The sequence below is a fragment of the Agromyces allii genome, assembly GCF_009749385.1.
Taxonomy (GTDB): Bacteria; Actinomycetota; Actinomycetes; order Actinomycetales; family Microbacteriaceae; genus Agromyces; species Agromyces allii.
The window spans coordinates 174677-194675 of record NZ_WBIN01000004.1 but is presented as its reverse complement, the minus strand read 5'-3'; the positions used below and the strand labels follow the sequence as shown (position 1 = coordinate 194675).

Below are 19999 nucleotides of genomic sequence, written 5' to 3'. Positions count from 1 at the left end.
GCACGAACGCCGCGCCGATCGCGAACCGCCGGTTTGCGATCGGCGCGGCGCCGCCGCTAGGGTCGAGCCATGTCCACCGCTCGTTCCGCACTGATCGCACGCGTCTCGCGTGTCTCGGTCGTGCGCAACCGACGCCGTGGCGAGCGCCGAATGTCGGCGACCCCTGCGGAGGCCTGAGGCCTGACGCGGGGCGTCGCCGGAACATCGCCCCGCTCGTTCAGACCTTAAGGTGGATTCCATGACGTACTCCGTCGCCGTTTCCGGCGCGTCCGGGTATGCCGGAGGAGAACTCCTCCGGCTGCTCGCCGATCATCCCGAGTTCGAGGTTCGCACGGTCACCGCGCACTCGAGCGCCGGCCAGCCCCTCGTCTCGGTGCAGCCGCACCTGCGTTCGTACACGCACCTGACGCTCAAAGAGACCAGCGCCGAGACGCTCGGCGGGCACGATCTCGTGTTCCTGGCGTTGCCGCACGGCACGTCGGGCGCGATCGCGGCCGAGCTCTCGCCCGACACGCTCGTCATCGACTGCGGCGCCGACCATCGCCTCGAGTCGAGCGCCGACTGGGCCGCGTTCTACGGCGGCGAGCACCACGGCGCCTGGAGCTACGGCGTTCCCGAGCTGCCGCGCCTGTCGGGCACGCAGCGCGAACGGCTCACGGGCGCTCGCCGCATCGCGGCGCCCGGCTGCAACGCGTCGACCGTCGCGCTCTCGCTCGCCCCCGGCATCCGTGCGGGCGTCATCGAGGACCGCGACCTCGTATCGGTGCTCGCGGTGGGGCCCTCCGGCGCGGGCAAGAGCCCCAAGGTGAACCTGCTCGCATCCGAGATCCTCGGCTCCGCGAACCCGTACGCCGTCGGCGGCAGCCACCGCCACATCCCCGAGATCCAGCAGGCCCTCCGTTGGGCGGGGGCGGCCGACCCGACGATCTCGTTCACGCCCGTGCTCGTGCCGATGAGCCGCGGCATCCTCGCGACCTCGACGGCGCGCATCGTTCCCGGTACGGATGCCGCGGCCGTGCGCGCAGCCTGGGAAGACGCCTATGCGGGCGAGCGATTCGTGCAGCTGCTGCCCGAGGGCGTGTTCCCGCGCACCTCCGACGTCGTGGGAGCCAACACGGCGCTCATCGGCGTCGCGATCGACGAGGCCGCCGGTCGCGTGGTCGTGGTGGCCGCCGTCGACAACCTCGTCAAGGGCACCGCGGGTGCCGCCATCCAGTCGGCGAACATCGCCCTCGGCCTTGCCGAGTACACCGGCCTTCCCATGAATGGAGTCGCTCCGTGACCGTCACCGCTCCCGCAGGCTTCGAGGCCGCGGGCATCGCCGCGGGCATCAAGCGCTCCGGCGCCCTCGACCTCGCGCTCATCGTGAACCGGGGGCCGTCGGCCGCCGCCGCGGCCGTGTTCACGTCGAACCGCGCGAAGGCGAACCCGATCCTCTGGTCGCAGCAGGTCATCCTCGACGGCGTCGTGTCGGCCATCGTGCTCAACTCGGGCGGCGCGAACTGCTTCACGGGCCCCGAGGGGTTCCAGGTCACGCATCGCACGGCGGAGGCCGCGGCATCCGCACTGGGCGTCGCCGCCGGCGACGTGCTCGTGTGCTCGACCGGACTCATCGGCGACCAGCTCGACGGCGAGGTGCTCGAAGAGGGCGTGCTCTCCGCTGCGGCGCGCCTGTCGACCGACGGCGGCGAAGACTCGGCCCGCGCGATCATGACGACCGACACGAAGCCGAAGACGGTCGTCATCGAGGGCGACGGATGGCGCGTCGGCGGCATCGCGAAGGGTGCGGGCATGCTCGCGCCGGGCCTCGCGACCATGCTCGTGGTGCTCACCACCGACGCCGACCTGCCGAGCGGCGAGCTCGACGCGGCCCTCCGCGAGGCGACCCGGGTCACGTTCGACCGGCTCGACTCCGACGGCTGCATGTCGACGAACGACCAGGTCACGCTGCTCGCATCGGGCGCGTCGGGTGTCGTGCCCGACGCCGTGGCGTTCCGTGCCGCGGTCACCGACGCGTGCCGTTCGCTCGCCGAACAGCTGCAGGCCGACGCCGAGGGCGCGAGCCACGACATCGCCATCGAGGTCCGCGGCGCGGTCACCGAAGACGATGCGGTCGAGGTCGGCCGTTCGGTCGCCCGCAACAACCTCTTCAAGGCGGCGATCTTCGGCAACGATCCCAACTGGGGCCGGGTGCTCGCCGCGATCGGCACCACGCAGGCGCCGTTCGACCCCTACCTCGTCGACGTGTCGATGAACGGGGTGCGCGTCTGCCACGCCGGCCGTCCCGACGCACCGCGCGAGGCCGTCGACCTCGCCCCGCGGGCGACGCACGTGCTCATCGAGCTGCATGCGGGCGAGGCATCCGCCACGATCCTCACGAACGACCTCACGCACGACTACGTGCACGAGAACAGCGCGTACGCGAGCTGATGATGCAGACACGCGCACAGAACGACGCCGCCGACGCCGAGTCGTCGGCCTCCGCCAAAGCCCACGTGCTCATCGACGCCCTGCCGTGGCTGAAGCGCTTCCACGGCGAGACCGTGGTCGTGAAGTTCGGCGGCAACGCGATGGTCAGCCCCGAGCTGCAACGCGCCTTCGCCGAAGACATGGTCTACCTCCGTTACGCGGGCATCAAGCCCGTCGTCGTGCACGGCGGCGGGCCGCAGATCTCGTCGATGCTCGAGCGCCTCGGCATCGAGAGCGAGTTCCGCGGCGGCTACCGGGTCACGACGCCCGAGGCCATGGACGTGGTGCGCATGGTGCTCTCCGGCCAGGTCAACCGCGAGCTCGTGTCGCTCGTGAACGAGCACGGCCCGCTCGCGATCGGCCTCTCCGGCGAAGACGCGGGCCTGTTCCGCGGACGTCGTCGCGGCGTCGTCGTCGACGGTGAGGAACTCGACCTCGGCCAGGTCGGCGATGTCGTCGAGGTCGACCCGGCCGCCGTCATCGCCCAGCTCGAGGCCGGCCGCATCCCCGTGGTCTCCTCGATCGCCCCCGACGCCGACCACCCCGGTCAGTCGCTCAACGTGAACGCCGATTCCGCGGCCGCAGCGCTCGCCGTCGCGCTCGGCGCAGCGAAACTCGTCGTGCTGACGGATGTCGCGGGCCTCTACCACGACTGGCCGAACCGCGACTCGCTCGTCTCGCAGATCGACTCGGCCGAGCTCGCCGAGCTGCTGCCGTCGCTCGAGTCGGGCATGATCCCGAAGATGACCGCATGCCTCGAAGCCGTCGAGGGCGGCGTCGCGAAGGCCGCGATCATCGACGGACGCCTGCCGCACTCGATCCTCCTCGAGATCTTCACGCCCGCGGGCATCGGCACCGAGGTGGTGGCCGCATGAGCGCCGTGCAGACCTCCGAATGGCAGGAGCGTTTCGACCGACGGGTCATGCGCTCGATCGGCATGCCGCTCCGCAAGCTCGACCGCGGCGAGGGCGCCTACGTCTGGGACGACGAGGGAACCGAGTACCTCGACTTCCTCGCCGGCATCGCCGTCAACTCGCTCGGGCATGCGCACCCCGTGTTCGTCGAGGCCGTGAGCCGACAGGCCGCGACCCTCGCGCACGTCTCGAACTACTTCACGACCGAGCCCGCACTCGAGCTCGCCGAGCGCATCGTCCGCCTCGCCGGGGCCGGCGAGAACGGTCGCGCGTGGTTCGGCAACTCGGGCGCCGAGGCCAACGAGGCCGCGTTCAAGCTCGCGCGCCTCAACAACTCCGGCGGCGCGCGCACCCGCGTGCTCGCCCTCGTCGACGCGTTCCACGGCCGCACCATGGGCTCGCTCGCCCTCACCGGCAAGCCGCACATGCGCGAGGCCTTCGAACCGCTCGCGGGCGGCGTCGAGCACATCCCCGCGACGATCGAGGCCCTCGAAGCGACGATCGACGATGCCGTGGCCGCGCTCATCATCGAACCCATCCAGGGCGAGGCCGGCGTCGTCGAGCTGCCGGCGGGCTACCTCGAGGCTGCGCGCGACCTCACGCGTCGGCACGGGGCCCTGCTCATCGTCGACGAGATCCAGACCGGCGCGGGGCGCACCGGCGAGTGGTTCGGGTTCCAGCACGCGGGCATCACGCCCGACGCCATCACCGTGGCGAAGGGCATCGGCGGCGGCATCCCGATCGGCGGCCTCGTGACGTTCGGCGCGGCATCCGACCTCTATTCGAAGGGCCAGCACGGCTCGACCTTCGGCGGCAATCCACTCGCGACGGCCGTGGCCAACGCGGTGCTCGGCGAGATCGAGCGTGCCGACCTCGTCGGCAACGCCGCCCGACGCGGCCCCCAGGTGCGCGAGCGCATCGAGGCCCTCGGCTCCCCGCTCGTCGCGGGTACGCGCGGACGCGGGCTGCTCATCGGCGTCGGACTCACCGAACCCGTCGCGGGCAAGGTGGTCGACGCGGCCCTCGCGCACGGGCTCATCGTGAACGCCGCCAACGACGTGACGATCCGCCTCGCGCCGCCGCTCATCATCGGAGACGCCGAGATCGACGTCTTCGCCGAGCGATTCGCCGCGGCCCTCGCAGACGTCGTGCACGCGACATCCTGACCAGACCCCATCGAGAACGAACCGAACCGACGTGTCGGCCCCGCCGACCCACCGAACGGACATCACACATGACCCGCCACTTCCTCCGCGACGACGACCTCTCACCGGCCGAACAGGCCGAGGTGCTCGACCTCGCGCTCCGCCTCAAGGCCGACCGATTCGCCGAGCGTCCGCTCGAGGGCCCGCGCACCGTCGCGGTCTTCTTCGACAAGACCTCGACGCGCACGCGCATCTCGTTCTCGGTGGGCATCACCGACCTCGGAGGTTCGCCGCTGATCATCTCCTCGGCCGACAGCCAGCTGGGCGGCAAGGAGTCCGTCGCCGACACGGCACGCGTGCTCGAGCGAATGGTCGACGCGATCGTCTGGCGCACGTTCGCCCAGTCCGGCCTCGAGGAGATGGCCGCGGGCACGACGGTTCCCGTCGTCAACGCGCTGTCCGACGACTTCCACCCGTGCCAGCTGCTCGCCGACCTGCTGACGGTCAAGGAGCGCTTCGGCGACCTCGCCGGTCGCACGCTCGCCTACGTCGGCGACGGGGCGAACAACATGGCCCACTCGTACCTGCTCGCGGGCGTCACCGCCGGCATGCACGTGCGCATCGGCTCGCCCGCCGACTACCCGCCGCGAGCCGACATCGTCGACGACGCCCGACGCATCGCTGCGACCACCGGCGGGTCGGTGCTCGTCACCACGAACCCGCACGAGGCCGCGGCCGAAGCCGACGTCGTCGTCACCGATACCTGGATCTCCATGGGACAGGAGGCCGAGAAGGCCGAGCGCATCGCCGAGTTCGCCGGCTACGGCGTCGACGACGCGCTGATGGCCGAGGCATCCGAAGAGGCGATCTTCCTGCACTGCCTTCCCGCGTACCGCGGCTACGAGGTCGAGGCATCGGTCATCGACGGACCGCAGTCGGTCGTCTGGGACGAGGCCGAGAACCGCCTGCACGCGCAGAAGGCGCTGCTGGTGTGGCTGCTCGCGCAGAACGCGACCGCACCGACCGCGACCGCACCGACCGCGACCGCACCGACCGAGGGGGACGCAGCATGACCGGCAACACCGAGGCTCCCGGACAGCACGGCACGAACGAGGGCGCGCTCTGGGGTGCGCGGTTCGCGAGCGGCCCGTCGCCCGAGCTGCAGGCGCTCTCGAAGTCGACGCACTTCGACTGGCAGCTCGCGCCCTACGACATCGCCGGTTCGCGCGCCCACGCCCGGGCGCTCTCGGCGGCCGGCTACCTCGACGCGGGCGAGCTCGACACGATGCTCGCCGGCCTCGACACACTCGAGGCGCGCGTCGCGAACGGCGACATCGTCGCAGCCGACTCCGACGAAGACGTGCACGGCGCTCTCGAGGCGGCGCTCATCGGCATCGTCGGACCCGAGCTCGGCGGCAAGCTCCGCGCGGGCCGCAGCCGCAACGACCAGATCGCGACGCTCGTGCGGCTGTACCTGAAGGACCACGTCGCGGTCATCGGGCACCAGCTCGTGCACCTCATCGACGCGCTCTCCGCGCAGGCCGATGCGCATCGCACGGCGATCATGCCCGGCCGCACGCACCTCCAGCACGCGCAGCCCGTGCTCCTGGCGCACCACCTCCTCGCACACGGGTGGGCGCTCTCGCGCGACCTCGAACGACTCGTCGACTGGACCAAGCGTGCGGATGTCTCGCCCTACGGCGGCGGCGCGCTCGCGGGGTCGACGCTCGGCCTCGACGCGGCATCCGTCGCCCGCGACCTCGGTCTCGCGAGCCCGTCCGAGAACTCGATCGACGGCACGGCCAGCCGCGACGTCGTCGCCGAGTTCGCGTTCGTCTCGGCGATGATCGGCATCGACCTCTCGCGCATCGCCGAGGAGATCATCCTCTGGAACACGCGCGAGTTCGGCTTCGTCACGTTGCACGACGGCTACTCGACCGGGTCCTCGATCATGCCGCAGAAGAAGAACCCCGACATCGCCGAGCTCGCGCGCGGCAAGTCGGGCCGGCTCATCGGCAACCTGACCGGCCTGCTCGCGACCCTCAAGGCGCTGCCGCTCGCGTACAACCGCGACCTCCAGGAAGACAAGGAGCCCGTCTTCGACTCGGTCGAGACCCTCGAGGTGCTCCTGCCGGCGTTCACGGGCATGATCGCGACGCTCACGTTCCACACCGATCGCATGGCCGAGCTCGCGCCGGCCGGGTTCTCGCTCGCGACCGACGTCGCCGAGTGGCTCGTGAAGCGTCACGTGCCGTTCCGCGACGCGCACGAGATCACCGGCGCGCTGGTGCGCTACGCCGAGGAGCACTCGCTCGAGCTCGACGCCGTCGACGACGCCGCACTCGCGTCGATCGACGCGCGCCTCACGCCCGACGTGCGCGAGGTGCTCACGATCGAGGGGTCGGTCGCGAGCCGCGATGGCGTGAGCGGCACGGCCCCCGTTCGCGTCGCCGACCAGTTCGCCCGCCTCGCCGATCGGGTGCGGCACCTCGTCGCCGGACTGCCCGACGCCGATCGCTGATCGCCGCCGGCGAGATCGAACAGCGCTGAGCGAGCGGATGCGGCGGCCGGGCGACGACGGCGCCGCGCAGCCCTCGGGCGGCGCGGCGTCCGTCGCCGTGCGTTCGCGGCCGCGGGCGTTCTTCGCACGCGACTCCGTCGAGCTCGCGCCGCTGCTGCTCGGCGCGGTGCTCTCGTACGCGTCGCCTGAGGGTCGCGTCGCGATCCGCATCTCCGAGGTCGAGGCCTATCGCGGCGTCGGCGAGGATCCCGGGTCGCATGCTCACCGCGGCATGACCGCCCGCACGGCGGTGATGTTCGGCGAGGCGGCGCACCTCTACGCCTACTTCACCTACGGCATGCACACGTGCCTCAACGTCGTCGCCGGCGTCGAAGGGCGCGCTTCGGCCGTGCTGCTGCGGGGTGCGACGGTCGTCGACGGGCTCGAGCTCGCGCGCGAACGGCGCGGCGCGGCATCCGACCGCGATCTCGCGCGGGGGCCCGCCCGCCTCGCCGTCGCGCTCGGGGTGCCGCTCGCCGCGACCGGGTCCGATCTGCTCGCACCGCCGTTCGGACTCGAGGTGCCGCTCGAGCCGCTCGCATTCGAGACCGGTCCGCGCACGGGTGTCAGCGGCGCCGGCGGGGGAGCGGCCTACCCGTGGCGGTTCTGGCTCCCGGGCGACCGGGGCGTTTCGCCGTACCGACGGCACGCGAAGTCGCACGCCTGAGCGACCTCGCACCGAGGCCGGACGAAGCCCGAGGTCGGGTCAGTGCACCGCGATCTGCACGACGAGCGCGGCCGCGCATGCCCAGATGAGGCTCGCGAGCGTGCCGATGATGAACCGCTCGCGGGCCTCGGGCGCCTCGAGCTCGGTGAACCGGCCGACGCCCTTCACGGCGATCACGATCGCCAGCCCTTCGGGGAACCCGGCGATGATCGAGCCGGCCGCAGCGATGCGCTCGAGGAAGCCGATGACGAGTCCGCCGCGGAGCACCTCGCGCTTCGGCGCGGCCACGAGACCCTGCCGTTCGTCGGAGGTCACGGCCTTCTCGCTCACGATGATGCCGCCGTGCAGGCCGGGTGCGACGCTCGATCCCATGGCGAGCCGCAGCGCCGTCGCCGCGGCGGGGCTGCCCCCGAAGACGGCCGCGGTGAACGCGAGCGCGGTGGCGAGCGGGCCGAATCCGGCGGGTGCCGGGTCGGTCAGGGCCGATGCGCTGAGGATGGCGATGACGATGGCCCCGGCCGCGATCCAGACGAACGCGGGGCGGTACCGCAGATGCGCGAGCACCGAGAACGCGGCGGCACCCGCGAGCGCGAGGAACAGGATGATCGACGCGATGGCGTTGGTGACGGCGGTGGGATCGAACACGGGCTTCCTTCGGGGTAGGGCCTGCGGAGCGGTTCCGATCAGCGTAGCGATCGGGGCCGACACGCGGTGGTGTGCTCAGCGGGTGTCGCCGGTCCCGCTCGGCTCGAGCAGGGCGACGGCCGTGTCGACCGCGGCGAGCAGCTGTTCGAGGGGCGGGACGGCATCGGCCTCCGCGCGCCACATCGCCGCTTTCAGCCGCGCGCTGACGGCCGCCGTGCTGATCGCGAGTTCGACGGCGATGTCCTTCTGGCGAAGGCCCGTCCGCGCGAGGTCGACGACCTCCCATCCGGGATCGCTGCGGCGTTCGCGGAGCAGCACGAGCATCCGCACGAGCGCTTCGAGGCCCGCCGCATCGATCACCGGCTCGGGCGCGCCCGATGGTTCGGCCGCGACATCCGCTGCATCGTGAGGGGCGGATGCCGCGCGCAGCGCGAACCGTCCGTCGGACCGCTTGGCGGCCTGCACCGCCTCGCGTGCGGCGATGAACGCGGTGCCGCTCGCCTTGCGGGCGGCGTCGGGCAGCGGCGTGCGCACCCCGCCGATGCCGAGCCCGACGCTCCAACCGCCGTCGCGGGTCGCGTCGAGCACGATCGCGAGCGCCGTCTCGGCCGAGTCGGTGAGCAGTTGGATCTCGTCGCCCGCCGTCTGATCTGCCGGGAGCAGGAGTGCGTCGCCGTGGCTGCGTTCGAGGCGGGCGATCATCTCGCCCGCGCGGTCGGCCTGCCGACGGCTCGACACCTGGTCGGCCGTGATCACGAACATGTCGCACCTCGCCGTCAACGTCCAAAACTTGATTGTTGAAGGACAATGCTACAGCATTGATCTACCGAAGTCCATGATGAGCGGTTGATCTCCACGCCGATGCAGCGCGGTTCCCGAGGGTGCTCCGCTGATAACCTTGCGGGGTGTCAGACCCCGTGATCCTCGCATCCCAGCACAACGACGACTCATTCGCAGACGTCTGGGAGGAGCTCCGCTGGCGCGGCCTCGTGCACGTCTCCACCGACGAAGCCGCCCTGAAAGAACTCCTCGCCGGCGATCCGATCACGTATTACTGCGGGTTCGACCCCACCGCACCCAGCCTGCACCTCGGCAACCTCGTGCAGCTGCTCGTGATGCGCCGCCTTCAGCTGGCCGGGCACAAGCCGCTCGGCCTCGTCGGCGGTTCGACCGGCCTCATCGGCGATCCCCGGCCCACTGCCGAGCGCACGCTGAACACGAAGGAGACCGTGGTCGAGTGGGTCGGCCGCCTGCAGGCACAGGTCAGCCGCTTCCTCTCCGCCGAGGGCGAGAACGCCGTCCGTCTCGTGAACAACCTCGACTGGACCGCCGGGCTCAGTGCCATCGACTTTCTGCGCGAGATCGGCAAGCACTACCGCGTCGGCACCATGCTCAAGAAAGACGCGGTCGCCTCCCGGCTCAACTCCGACGCGGGCATCAGCTACACCGAGTTCAGCTACCAGATCCTGCAGGGCTTCGACTACCTCGAGCTCTTCCGTCAGTACGGCTGCGTGCTGCAGACCGGCGGCAGCGACCAGTGGGGCAATCTCACGAGCGGCACCGACCTGATCCACCGCGTCGAGGGCCGCAGTGCTCACGCCATCGGCACGCCGCTCATCACGAACTCCGACGGCACCAAGTTCGGCAAGAGCGAGGGCAACGCCATCTGGCTCGACGCCGACATGTGCAGCCCATACCGCTTCTACCAGTTCTGGCTCAACACCGACGACGCCGATGTGATCGGGCGCCTGAAGGTGTTCACGTTCCTCGGTCGCGAGCGCATCGAGCAGCTCGAGGCGCTCGTCGAGAGCGAGCCCTTCCGCCGCGAGGCGCAGCGCACGCTCGCGAACGAGGTCACCACCCTGGTGCATGGGGCGGATGCCACGGCGGCCGTCATCGCGGCATCCGAGGCGCTCTTCGGGCAGGGCGACCTGTCGGCGCTCGACGAGGCGACGCTCGAATCCGCCCTGCGCGAGCTGCCGAACACGACGACCTCGCCCGATGCGCCCGTCGCCCAACTGCTCGTCGACACCGGACTCGTGAAGTCGGTGAGCGAGGGTCGCCGTGCGATCGCCCAGGGCGGGGTCTCGCTCGACAACGTGCGCATCGACGACGAGACCGCGACGATCGAGGGTCGCGTGGCCCCCGGTGGCATGGCCGTGCTGCGCCGCGGCAAGAAGACCCTCGCCGGCATCTTCGTCCTCTGACGTCGAGCCACCGGGCACCGAGTACCGACGGGCCCCGTTCACCTGCTGCGGCAGGGCGAGCGGGGCCGTTCCGCGTCTCCCGCGTGCGCGCGATCGTCCGGATCGAGGCGGACGACTCGGATCGCATGCGGCGCCGGCGGCACGCCGAACGTCGGGATCACCAACGCGTGCTGCCGGTCGAAATCGGAGCTGATCTGGGCTCCGGCAGTGACTCCGCCGGCGGGCTGGCCGCGCGACACGCCCGGGCTGCAGGCCGGATTTGGCAACGGGCGTGGATGGCACGTAAGTTCTTACATGTCGCCACGGCGGCCAGGAAGCGGAAGCGCTGATCGGCTGAGTGGTGGTCGTTCTAGCCAAATAACCTCGAAGGCGCAGATGATGCGACTCGGTGATTTCAAGCCTAGAACGAGAACCTCCATTTCCTGATCGATGCGATTCGTTCGCACCGCATCCGGGTCTGTTCGCAGATTAGGTTGCCGGGTCTGGTGGTGGTATGGTTGACAGGTTGCCCTGAATGAGTGGCTCACGGTTGTGGGTTGGGAGTTCGGGTGCGTCCGTTTCTTGAGAACTCAACAGCGTGCACTATGTTCAATGCCAATTTATTGAACCCCAACCTGCTTTTCGGAGTGGGTGGGATTCCTTTGATTGATGGACAATTTGATTTTTATAGTCAGTTGTTTCTCTGTCAGTGAACAAACTCCTCGACACTTCGGTGTTGGGAACCATTTTTTTTGGAGAGTTTGATCCTGGCTCAGGACGAACGCTGGCGGCGTGCTTAACACATGCAAGTCGAACGATGAACTTGGAGCTTGCTCTGGGGGATTAGTGGCGAACGGGTGAGTAACACGTGAGTAACCTGCCCTGGACTCTGGGATAAGCGTTGGAAACGACGTCTAATACCGGATAGGACCCTGGACCGCATGGTTTGGGGTGGAAAGTTTTTTCGGTCTGGGATGGACTCGCGGCCTATCAGCTTGTTGGTGAGGTAATGGCTCACCAAGGCGTCGACGGGTAGCCGGCCTGAGAGGGTGACCGGCCACACTGGGACTGAGACACGGCCCAGACTCCTACGGGAGGCAGCAGTGGGGAATATTGCACAATGGGCGAAAGCCTGATGCAGCAACGCCGCGTGCGGGATGACGGCCTTCGGGTTGTAAACCGCTTTTAGTAGGGAAGAAGGGCTTCGGCTTGACGGTACCTGCAGAAAAAGGACCGGCTAACTACGTGCCAGCAGCCGCGGTAATACGTAGGGTCCGAGCGTTGTCCGGAATTATTGGGCGTAAAGAGCTCGTAGGCGGTTTGTCGCGTCTGCTGTGAAAACTGGAGGCTCAACCTCCAGCCTGCAGTGGGTACGGGCAGACTAGAGTGCGGTAGGGGAGAATGGAATTCCTGGTGTAGCGGTGGAATGCGCAGATATCAGGAGGAACACCGATGGCGAAGGCAGTTCTCTGGGCCGTAACTGACGCTGAGGAGCGAAAGCGTGGGGAGCGAACAGGATTAGATACCCTGGTAGTCCACGCCGTAAACGTTGGGCGCTAGATGTGGGGACCTTTCCACGGTTTCCGTGTCGTAGCTAACGCATTAAGCGCCCCGCCTGGGGAGTACGGCCGCAAGGCTAAAACTCAAAGGAATTGACGGGGGCCCGCACAAGCGGCGGAGCATGCGGATTAATTCGATGCAACGCGAAGAACCTTACCAAGGCTTGACATAACCGAGAACGCCCTAGAAATAGGGAACTCTTTGGACACTCGGTTACAGGTGGTGCATGGTTGTCGTCAGCTCGTGTCGTGAGATGTTGGGTTAAGTCCCGCAACGAGCGCAACCCTCGTCGCATGTTGCCAGCACGTAATGGTGGGAACTCATGTGAGACTGCCGGGGTCAACTCGGAGGAAGGTGGGGATGACGTCAAATCATCATGCCCCTTATGTCTTGGGCTTCACGCATGCTACAATGGCCGGTACAAAGGGCTGCGATGTCGTAAGGCGGAGCGAATCCCAAAAAGCCGGTCTCAGTTCGGATTGAGGTCTGCAACTCGACCTCATGAAGTCGGAGTCGCTAGTAATCGCAGATCAGCAACGCTGCGGTGAATACGTTCCCGGGCCTTGTACACACCGCCCGTCAAGTCATGAAAGTCGGTAACACCCGAAGCCGGTGGCCTAACCCTTGTGGAGGGAGCCGTCGAAGGTGGGATCGGTGATTAGGACTAAGTCGTAACAAGGTAGCCGTACCGGAAGGTGCGGCTGGATCACCTCCTTTCTAAGGAGCAACTCAGAAGTCCTTCGGGGTTTCTGCAGTGCAGGCCAGATCGGGTCCAATGTGGCTCGCTGGCTGCTCATGGGTGGAACATTGACATAGGTGCTCGTCTGAATGGTTCAGACCTAGTACGCCCGCTTCGGTGGGTTGGAACGGTGGGGGCCGGCCGGTCGGGTACATGCACGCTGTTGGGTCCTGAGGGACCGGACAAACCCTGGCGCTTCGGTGTCGGGGGTGATGGTTTCTTCAGACCTTCACGAAGCCGATGGATTCTGATTCGGTGGGTGTGGGGGTTCTGGCCGTCTGTTGAGAACTACATAGTGGACGCGAGCATCTTAGATTGATGCCCTTCGGGGTGTCGATCACAAAAGGTGAGTCGCCAAGAGCATGCCTTCGGGTGTGTTGTTTGGCGTATTCACTGGTCAATTTCGCAGCACTTTCGGGTGCTGCACGAATTCGATCGAACTCATGTGATTTCAAGTTTCTAAGAGCAAACGGTGGATGCCTTGGCATCTGGAGCCGAAGAAGGACGTCGTAATCTGCGATAAGCCTCGGGGAGCTGATAAACGAGCTGTGATCCGAGGATTTCCGAATGGGGAAACCCCGCCAGGCCCTTTGGGTGACCTGGTGACTCCCGCCTGAATATATAGGGCGGGTAGAGGGAACGTGGGGAAGTGAAACATCTCAGTACCCACAGGAAGAGAAAACAACCGTGATTCCGTAAGTAGTGGCGAGCGAACGCGGAAGAGGCTAAACCGAGCCATGTGTGATACCCGGCAGGGGTTGCATGGTCGGGGTTGTGGGACCTTTCGGACTGTACTGCCGTGCAGTCACGGTGACGCGTCAGGTATAGACGAACCGCATTGAAAGGCGGACCGGAGTGGGTGTGAGTCCCGTAGTCGAAATGCCTGGCCGGCCGGAGAGGTATCCCAAGTAGCGCGGGGCCCGAGAAATCCCGCGTGAATCTGTCAGGACCACCTGATAAGCCTAAATACTCCCAGATGACCGATAGCGGACAAGTACCGTGAGGGAAAGGTGAAAAGTACCCCGGGAGGGGAGTGAAATAGTACCTGAAACCGTTTGCTTACAAACCGTTGGAGCACCCTTGTTGGTGTGACAGCGTGCCTTTTGAAGAATGAGCCTGCGAGTTAGTGATCTGTGGCGAGGTTAACCCGTGTGGGGCAGCCGTAGCGAAAGCGAGTCTGAATAGGGCGATTCAGTCGCAGGTCCTAGACCCGAAGCGAAGTGATCTATCCATGGCCAGGTTGAAGCGACGGTAAGACGTCGTGGAGGACCGAACCCACTTCAGTTGAAAATGGAGGGGATGAGCTGTGGATAGGGGTGAAAGGCCAATCAAACTTCGTGATAGCTGGTTCTCTCCGAAATGCATTTAGGTGCAGCGTTGCGTGTTTCTTGCCGGAGGTAGAGCTACTGGATGGCCGATGGGCCCCAAAAGGTTACTGACGTCAGCCAAACTCCGAATGCCGGTAAGTGAGAGCGCAGCAGTGAGACGGTGGGGGATAAGCTTCATCGTCGAGAGGGAAACAACCCAGACCACCAACTAAGGTCCCTAAGCGCGTGCTAAGTGGGAAAGGATGTGGAGTTGCACAGACAACCAGGAGGTTGGCTTAGAAGCAGCCACCCTTGAAAGAGTGCGTAATAGCTCACTGGTCAAGTGATTCCGCGCCGACAATGTAACGGGGCTCAAGCACGCCACCGAAGTTGTGGCATTGACATTACAGGTAGGCCTTCGTGGTCCAGCCGTGTTGATGGGTAGGAGAGCGTCGTGTGGGCAGTGAAGCGGCGGTGTAAACCAGCCGTGGAGGCCACACGAGTGAGAATGCAGGCATGAGTAGCGAAAGACGGGTGAGAAACCCGTCCTCCGGAAGACCAAGGGTTCCAGGGTCAAGCTAATCTGCCCTGGGTAAGTCGGGACCTAAGGCGAGGCCGACAGGCGTAGTCGATGGACAACGGGTTGATATTCCCGTACCGGCGAAGAACCGCCCACATGAAATCAGGAGTGCTAAGCATCCCAAGACGCGTGGATCCCTTCGGGGACGATCGTGAGGCGGCATGCGACCCCATCTGGTGGAGTGAGCGTATTAACAGGTGTGACGCAGGAAGGTAGCCCAACCCGGGCGATGGTAGACCCGGGGCAAGTGCGTAGGCCGAGCGATAGGCAAATCCGTCGCTCATGATGGCTGAGACACGATGCGGATAAAAAGTGGGTGATCCTATGCTGCCGAGAAAAGCATCGACGCGAGGTTCCAGCCGCCCGTACCCCAAACCGACTCAGGTGGTCAGGTAGAGAATACTAAGGAGATCGAGAGAATCGTGGTTAAGGAACTCGGCAAAATGCCCCCGTAACTTCGGGAGAAGGGGGGCCTAAGGCGTGAACCAACTAGCTTGGGGAAGCGCTGCAGGGCCGCAGAGACCAGTGGGAAGCGACTGTTTACTAAAAACACAGGTCCGTGCCAAGTCGCAAGACGATGTATACGGACTGACGCCTGCCCGGTGCTGGAAGGTTAAGAGGACCGGTTAGCCGCAAGGCGAAGCTGAGAATTTAAGCCCCAGTAAACGGCGGTGGTAACTATAACCATCCTAAGGTAGCGAAATTCCTTGTCGGGTAAGTTCCGACCTGCACGAATGGCGTAACGACTTCCCAGCTGTCTCAACCGCGAACTCGGCGAAATTGCATTACGAGTAAAGATGCTCGTTACGCGCAGAAGGACGGAAAGACCCCGTGACCTTTACTACAGCTTGGTATTGGTGTTCGGTGTGGCTTGTGTAGGATAGGTGGGAGACTGTGAAGCTGGCACGCTAGTGTCGGTGGAGTCATTGTTGAAATACCACTCTGGTCACTCTGGATATCTAACTTCGAACCGTGATCCGGTTCAGGGACAGTGCCTGGTGGGTAGTTTAACTGGGGCGGTTGCCTCCCAAAAAGTAACGGAGGCGCCCAAAGGTTCCCTCAACCTGGTTGGCAATCAGGTGGCGAGTGTAAGTGCACAAGGGAGCTTGACTGTGAGACTGACAGGTCGAGCAGGGACGAAAGTCGGGACTAGTGATCCGGCAGTGGCTTGTGGAAGCGCTGTCGCTCAACGGATAAAAGGTACCTCGGGGATAACAGGCTGATCTTGCCCAAGAGTCCATATCGACGGCATGGTTTGGCACCTCGATGTCGGCTCGTCGCATCCTGGGGCTGGAGTAGGTCCCAAGGGTTGGGCTGTTCGCCCATTAAAGCGGTACGCGAGCTGGGTTTAGAACGTCGTGAGACAGTTCGGTCCCTATCCTCTGCGCGCGCAGGAAATTTGAGAGGATCTGACCCTAGTACGAGAGGACCGGGTTGGACGAACCTCTGGTGTGCCAGTTGTTCCGCCAGGAGCACCGCTGGTTAGCTACGTTCGGGATGGATAACCGCTGAAAGCATCTAAGCGGGAAGCCGGCCTCAAGATGAGATTTCCATCCCCTAGGGGGAGAGGCTCCCAGCCAGACGACTGGGTTGATAGGCCGGATGTGGAAGACAGGACTAACGACTGTCGGAGCTGACCGGTACTAATAAGCCGATAACTTGAAACCTCACTACACACACACGAAAGTGTTCATTCACGTAAAAGGCGTGTGTGTGGCCTGATGACTCGCGTCCACTCTGTGGTTCCCAACAGACGGAAACACAACATACAACTCAACACACGACACCCATCATCGATCGCCCCAGGGCAACCCGATGATGGGGTCACCGAGACTACACACCCACCACCCCCACACCGGGTTGGTTGCGGATGTGGCAAGAGTTTCGGCGGCCATAGCGCGAGGGAAACGCCCGGACACATTCCGAACCCGGAAGCTAAGACTCGCAGCGCCGATGGTACTGCAGGGGGGACCCTGTGGGAGAGTAGGACACCGCCGGACAACCATTACCGAAGAGCCGCCCACCACGTGGGCGGCTCTTCGCATTTAACACACCACTCACCCAGATGCGGGACAGTACGGTTGAGTGACAACGAACTTCACAGATGACGGGATGATCGTGAGCGACACGAACGACGACACCAGCAGGGGAGAGGCGCGCAACAGCGCCCCCCGTGGCGAAGGGCGACCGCAGAGCAGCGGACGTGGCGCGAACGGCTCCAAGCCTCCCCGGTCGAACAGCGAGGGATCCCGCGACGGGCAGCGCTCGAACGGTTCCGGCGACCGGCGTCCGTATGAGAAGCGTGACGGCGCTCCGCGTTCGTATGGCGACCGCGACGCGAACAAGCGTCCCTATGAGAAGCGTGACGGTGCTCCGCGTTCGTACGGTGATCGCGATGCGAACAAGCGTCCGTACGAGAAGCGCGATGGCGCACCTCGTTCCTACGGCGACCGCGATGCGAACAAGCGTCCCTATGAGAAGCGCGACGGTGCTCCCCGGTCGTATGGCGACCGTGATGGTGGCCAGCAGCGTTCCTACGGTGACCGTGACGGCAACAAGCGTCCCTACGAGAAGCGTGACGGTGCACCGCGTTCGTACGGCGATCGCGATGCGAACAAGCGTCCGTATGAGAAGCGCGATGGCGCACCTCGTTCGTACGGCGATCGCGATGCGAACAAGCGTCCGTATGAGAAGCGTGACGGCGCTCCCCGGTCCTATGGCGATCCCGATGGTGGCCAGCAGCGTTCCTACGGTGACCGTGACGGCAACAAGCGTCCCTACGAGAAGCGGGACGGTGCTCCGCGTTCGTACGGCGACCGCGACGCGAACAAGCGTCCGTACGAGAAGCGTGACGGCGCTCCCCGGTCGTACGGCGACCGCGATGCGAACAAGCGTCCGTACGAGAAGCGCGATGGCGCACCTCGTTCGTACGGTGATCGCGACGGCAACAAGCGCCCCTACGAGAAGCGTGACGGTGCTCCGCGTTCGTACGGTGATCGCGATGGTGGCCAGCAGCGTTCCTATGGTGACCGTGACGGCAACAAGCGTCCCTACGAGAAGCGTGACGGCGCACCCCGCTCGTATGGGGATCGCGACGGCAACAAGCGCCCCTACGAGAAGCGCGATGGCGCTCCGCGCTCATACGGCGACCGCGATGACCGTCGCGGCTCCGGCGCGCCTCGCGAGGACTACCGGCGTGAGAGCGACGGCGCCTCGAGCCTGGCGATCCGGCCGCGGCACGACGACCCGTTCATCCCGGACACGATCGAACCCCGCGACCTCGACAAGGGCGCTCGCGCCGAGCTCAAGACCCTGAGCAAGGAGAACGCCGACTGGGTCGCACGACACCTGGTCGCGGCATCCCTCTACCTCGATGACGACCCCGAGCTGGCCCACCAGCACGCACTCTCGGCCGGCCGCCGCGCAGGCCGCGTGGCTGTCGTCCGCGAGACGCTCGCGATCACGGCGTACGCGACGGGCGACTTCGCCCTCGCGCTCCGCGAGCTGCGCACGTACCGTCGCATCTCGGGCAGCAACGACCAACTGCCGCTCCTGGTCGACAGCGAGCGCGGTGTCGGTCGCCCCGACCGCGCGCTCGAGGTCGGTCGTGCGGTGGATCGCGCGTCGCTCCCGGCGGCCGTGCAGGTCGGCCTCGCGATCGCCATGTCGGGCGCTCGCCTCGACCTCGAGCAGCCCGAGCTGGCTCTCGCCGAGCTCGAGATCCCGCAGCTCGATCCCGATCGCGCGTTCACGTACAGCCCCGCGCTGTTCTCGGCCTATGCCGAGGTGCTCGAGGAGCTCGGACGCTCCACGGAGGCCGCGGATTGGCGTGCCCGCGCCGCTCGCGCGGAGGACGCGCTCGGCGGTCCCGAGCTCGATCTCGTCGAGATCTACGAGGTGGAGCTGGAGCCCGAGGTCGACGGCGATGCCGACGAGTTCGTGGGTGCCGACGAGATCTCGGAAGACGAGGCATCCGACTCGTCCGAGGCAGACGAGGCAGACGAGGCAGAGACGGACGCGGTCGAGCCCGAAGACGCGATCGCCGATGTTCAGGCTGACGACGAGGGTCCGGCCGGCGAGGTCGACGACCTCGGCGACCCCGGCGATGTGCTCGAGGACGACGTGCGCGCCGTCCTCGCCGAAGGCGACGAGGACCGGGTCTGATCCGTGGGGCTGTTTCGTCAGAAGGCTGAGGCGGCCTCCCCGCTCGACGGCGCCGACGCCGTGTTCGCCGACCTCGACGGGGTCGTCTACGCCGGCGCCGGCGCGATCCCGCACGCCGTCGAGAGCCTGAACCTGGCCAAGGAGCGGATGCCGGTCGGGTACATCACGAACAATGCCTCGCGAAGCGATGCATCCGTCGCCGCGCACCTGTCGGAGCTCGGTCTCGCGGTGCGACCAGAGGACGTCGTGACGTCGCCCCAGGCGGCGATGCACCTGCTCGGCGAGCAGGTGGGGCCCGGTGCCCTCGTGCTCGTGATCGGCGGTGAGGGCATCGTCGTCGAGCTCGAGAAGCGCGGCTACCGCATCACGCGATCGGCCGACGACGCGCCCGAGGCGGTCGTGCAGGGGTTCACCCCCGAGATCGGCTGGAAGGAACTCGCCGAGGCCTCGTTCGCGCTGAATGCGAACGGCGGGCCCGGATCGGAGACACCCGGGATCCCGTGGATCGCGACGAACACCGACTGGACGATCCCCGTCGCGCGCGGCATCGCGCCCGGCAACGGCACGCTCGTGTCCGCCGTGCACACCGCCGTCGGGCGGCTGCCGCTCGTCGCGGGCAAGCCCGAGACGCCGATCTTCGACGAGGCGAAGCGCCGGTTCGGCGCTGAACGCCCCCTGATGGTCGGCGATCGCCTCGACACCGACATCCTCGGGGCGAATCGGGCCGGGATGACGAGCGTGCTCGTGCTCACGGGCATCGATCTCGCGAAGCAGGTGCTCGCCGCCGATGCCGCGAGCCGGCCCGATTTCATCATCGGCGACCTGCGGGAACTGCACGAGCCGTACCCGGCCGTCGAAGACGTGCGCGGAGCCGTTCGCGTCGGCGGTGCACGCGTGCGCGTCGACGGTCGGCGTGTCGTGATCGAGTCCGAGGGCCGGAACCGCCTCGACCTGCTCAGGGCGGCCTGCGCGGCGATCTGGCGTTCGGGGACCGCGATCCACGTGCTCGACGTGCCGGCCTCGCTGTACAGCTGATGCGCACATCCCCGCGCCGTCGGTGGGC

General features: G+C 66.4%; 12 protein-coding genes and 3 rRNA genes. 13 read left to right on the top strand and 2 right to left on the bottom strand.

All coding sequences use genetic code 11. The features are described from left to right. Positions 1-238: 238 nt before the first annotated feature. The 7 genes from argC (at position 239) to GQR16_RS07270 (ending at position 7755) form a co-directional block, all read left to right on the top strand. Positions 239-1282: an N-acetyl-gamma-glutamyl-phosphate reductase gene (gene argC, locus GQR16_RS07300; protein ID WP_157414483.1), complete on the top strand. Its 1044-nt coding sequence runs from the start codon at positions 239-241 to the stop codon at positions 1280-1282. After that, positions 1279-2430 (top strand): bifunctional glutamate N-acetyltransferase/amino-acid acetyltransferase ArgJ, encoded by a 1152-nt coding sequence (argJ, locus tag GQR16_RS07295; protein WP_157414482.1) that lies wholly within the window; start codon positions 1279-1281, stop codon positions 2428-2430. The genes argC and argJ overlap by 4 nt, the downstream gene beginning before the upstream one ends. Next, complete coding sequence (argB, locus tag GQR16_RS07290) at positions 2430-3344, top strand: acetylglutamate kinase (protein ID WP_425482615.1); 915 nt, start codon at positions 2430-2432, stop codon at positions 3342-3344. The genes argJ and argB overlap by 1 nt, the downstream gene beginning before the upstream one ends. Further along, the gene (locus GQR16_RS07285; protein WP_157414481.1) at positions 3341-4549 is read left to right on the top strand and encodes an acetylornithine transaminase; all 1209 of its coding nucleotides are present in this window, start codon (positions 3341-3343) and stop codon (positions 4547-4549) included. The genes argB and GQR16_RS07285 overlap by 4 nt, the downstream gene beginning before the upstream one ends. A 68-nt stretch (positions 4550-4617) precedes the next feature. Next, positions 4618-5601 carry an ornithine carbamoyltransferase gene (gene argF / locus GQR16_RS07280; RefSeq protein ID WP_157414480.1) on the top strand — a complete coding sequence of 328 codons (984 nt, stop codon included), beginning with the start codon at positions 4618-4620 and terminating at the stop codon, positions 5599-5601. Continuing rightward, entirely contained in the window at positions 5598-7049 is a 1452-nt protein-coding gene (argH, locus tag GQR16_RS07275; protein WP_157414479.1) for an argininosuccinate lyase, read from the top strand. The genes argF and argH overlap by 4 nt, the downstream gene beginning before the upstream one ends. Positions 7050-7086: 37 nt before the next feature. Continuing rightward, entirely contained in the window at positions 7087-7755 is a 669-nt protein-coding gene (locus GQR16_RS07270) for a DNA-3-methyladenine glycosylase (RefSeq protein ID WP_157414478.1), read from the top strand. 39 nt (positions 7756-7794) lie between these two features. On the opposite strand, the gene GQR16_RS07265 is transcribed toward GQR16_RS07270, so the two are convergent. Both GQR16_RS07265 and GQR16_RS07260 read right to left on the bottom strand, forming a co-directional pair. After that, positions 7795-8400 carry a hypothetical protein gene (locus tag GQR16_RS07265; protein ID WP_157414477.1) on the bottom strand — a complete coding sequence of 202 codons (606 nt, stop codon included), beginning with the start codon at positions 8398-8400 and terminating at the stop codon, positions 7795-7797. Positions 8401-8475: 75 nt separating this feature from the next. Further along, positions 8476-9162 (bottom strand): DNA-binding protein, encoded by a 687-nt coding sequence (locus tag GQR16_RS07260; RefSeq protein ID WP_157414476.1) that lies wholly within the window; start codon positions 9160-9162, stop codon positions 8476-8478. 143 nt (positions 9163-9305) lie between these two features. On the opposite strand from GQR16_RS07260, the gene tyrS reads away from it, so the two are divergent. The 6 genes from tyrS (at position 9306) to GQR16_RS07230 (ending at position 19971) form a co-directional block, all read left to right on the top strand. Further along, positions 9306-10607 carry a tyrosine--tRNA ligase gene (tyrS, locus tag GQR16_RS07255; RefSeq protein ID WP_157414475.1) on the top strand — a complete coding sequence of 434 codons (1302 nt, stop codon included), beginning with the start codon at positions 9306-9308 and terminating at the stop codon, positions 10605-10607. Between the two features lie 728 nt (positions 10608-11335). After that, positions 11336-12863: ribosomal RNA gene (locus GQR16_RS07250) — 16S ribosomal RNA — on the top strand. A gap of 471 nt (positions 12864-13334) precedes the next feature. Continuing rightward, positions 13335-16439 (top strand): 23S ribosomal RNA (locus GQR16_RS07245). Positions 16440-16655: 216 nt separating this feature from the next. After that, a 5S ribosomal RNA gene (rrf, locus tag GQR16_RS07240) occupies positions 16656-16772 on the top strand. Together the 16S, 23S and 5S rRNA genes form the textbook arrangement of a ribosomal RNA operon. Positions 16773-16890: 118 nt before the next feature. Beyond that, a complete protein-coding gene (locus tag GQR16_RS19880; protein ID WP_246200618.1) occupies positions 16891-18936 on the top strand; it encodes a primosomal protein in 2046 nt (681 codons plus the stop codon). A 3-nt stretch (positions 18937-18939) separates the two neighbouring features. Continuing rightward, entirely contained in the window at positions 18940-19971 is a 1032-nt protein-coding gene (locus GQR16_RS07230) for an HAD-IIA family hydrolase (protein WP_157414474.1), read from the top strand. Positions 19972-19999: the final 28 nt, after the last annotated feature.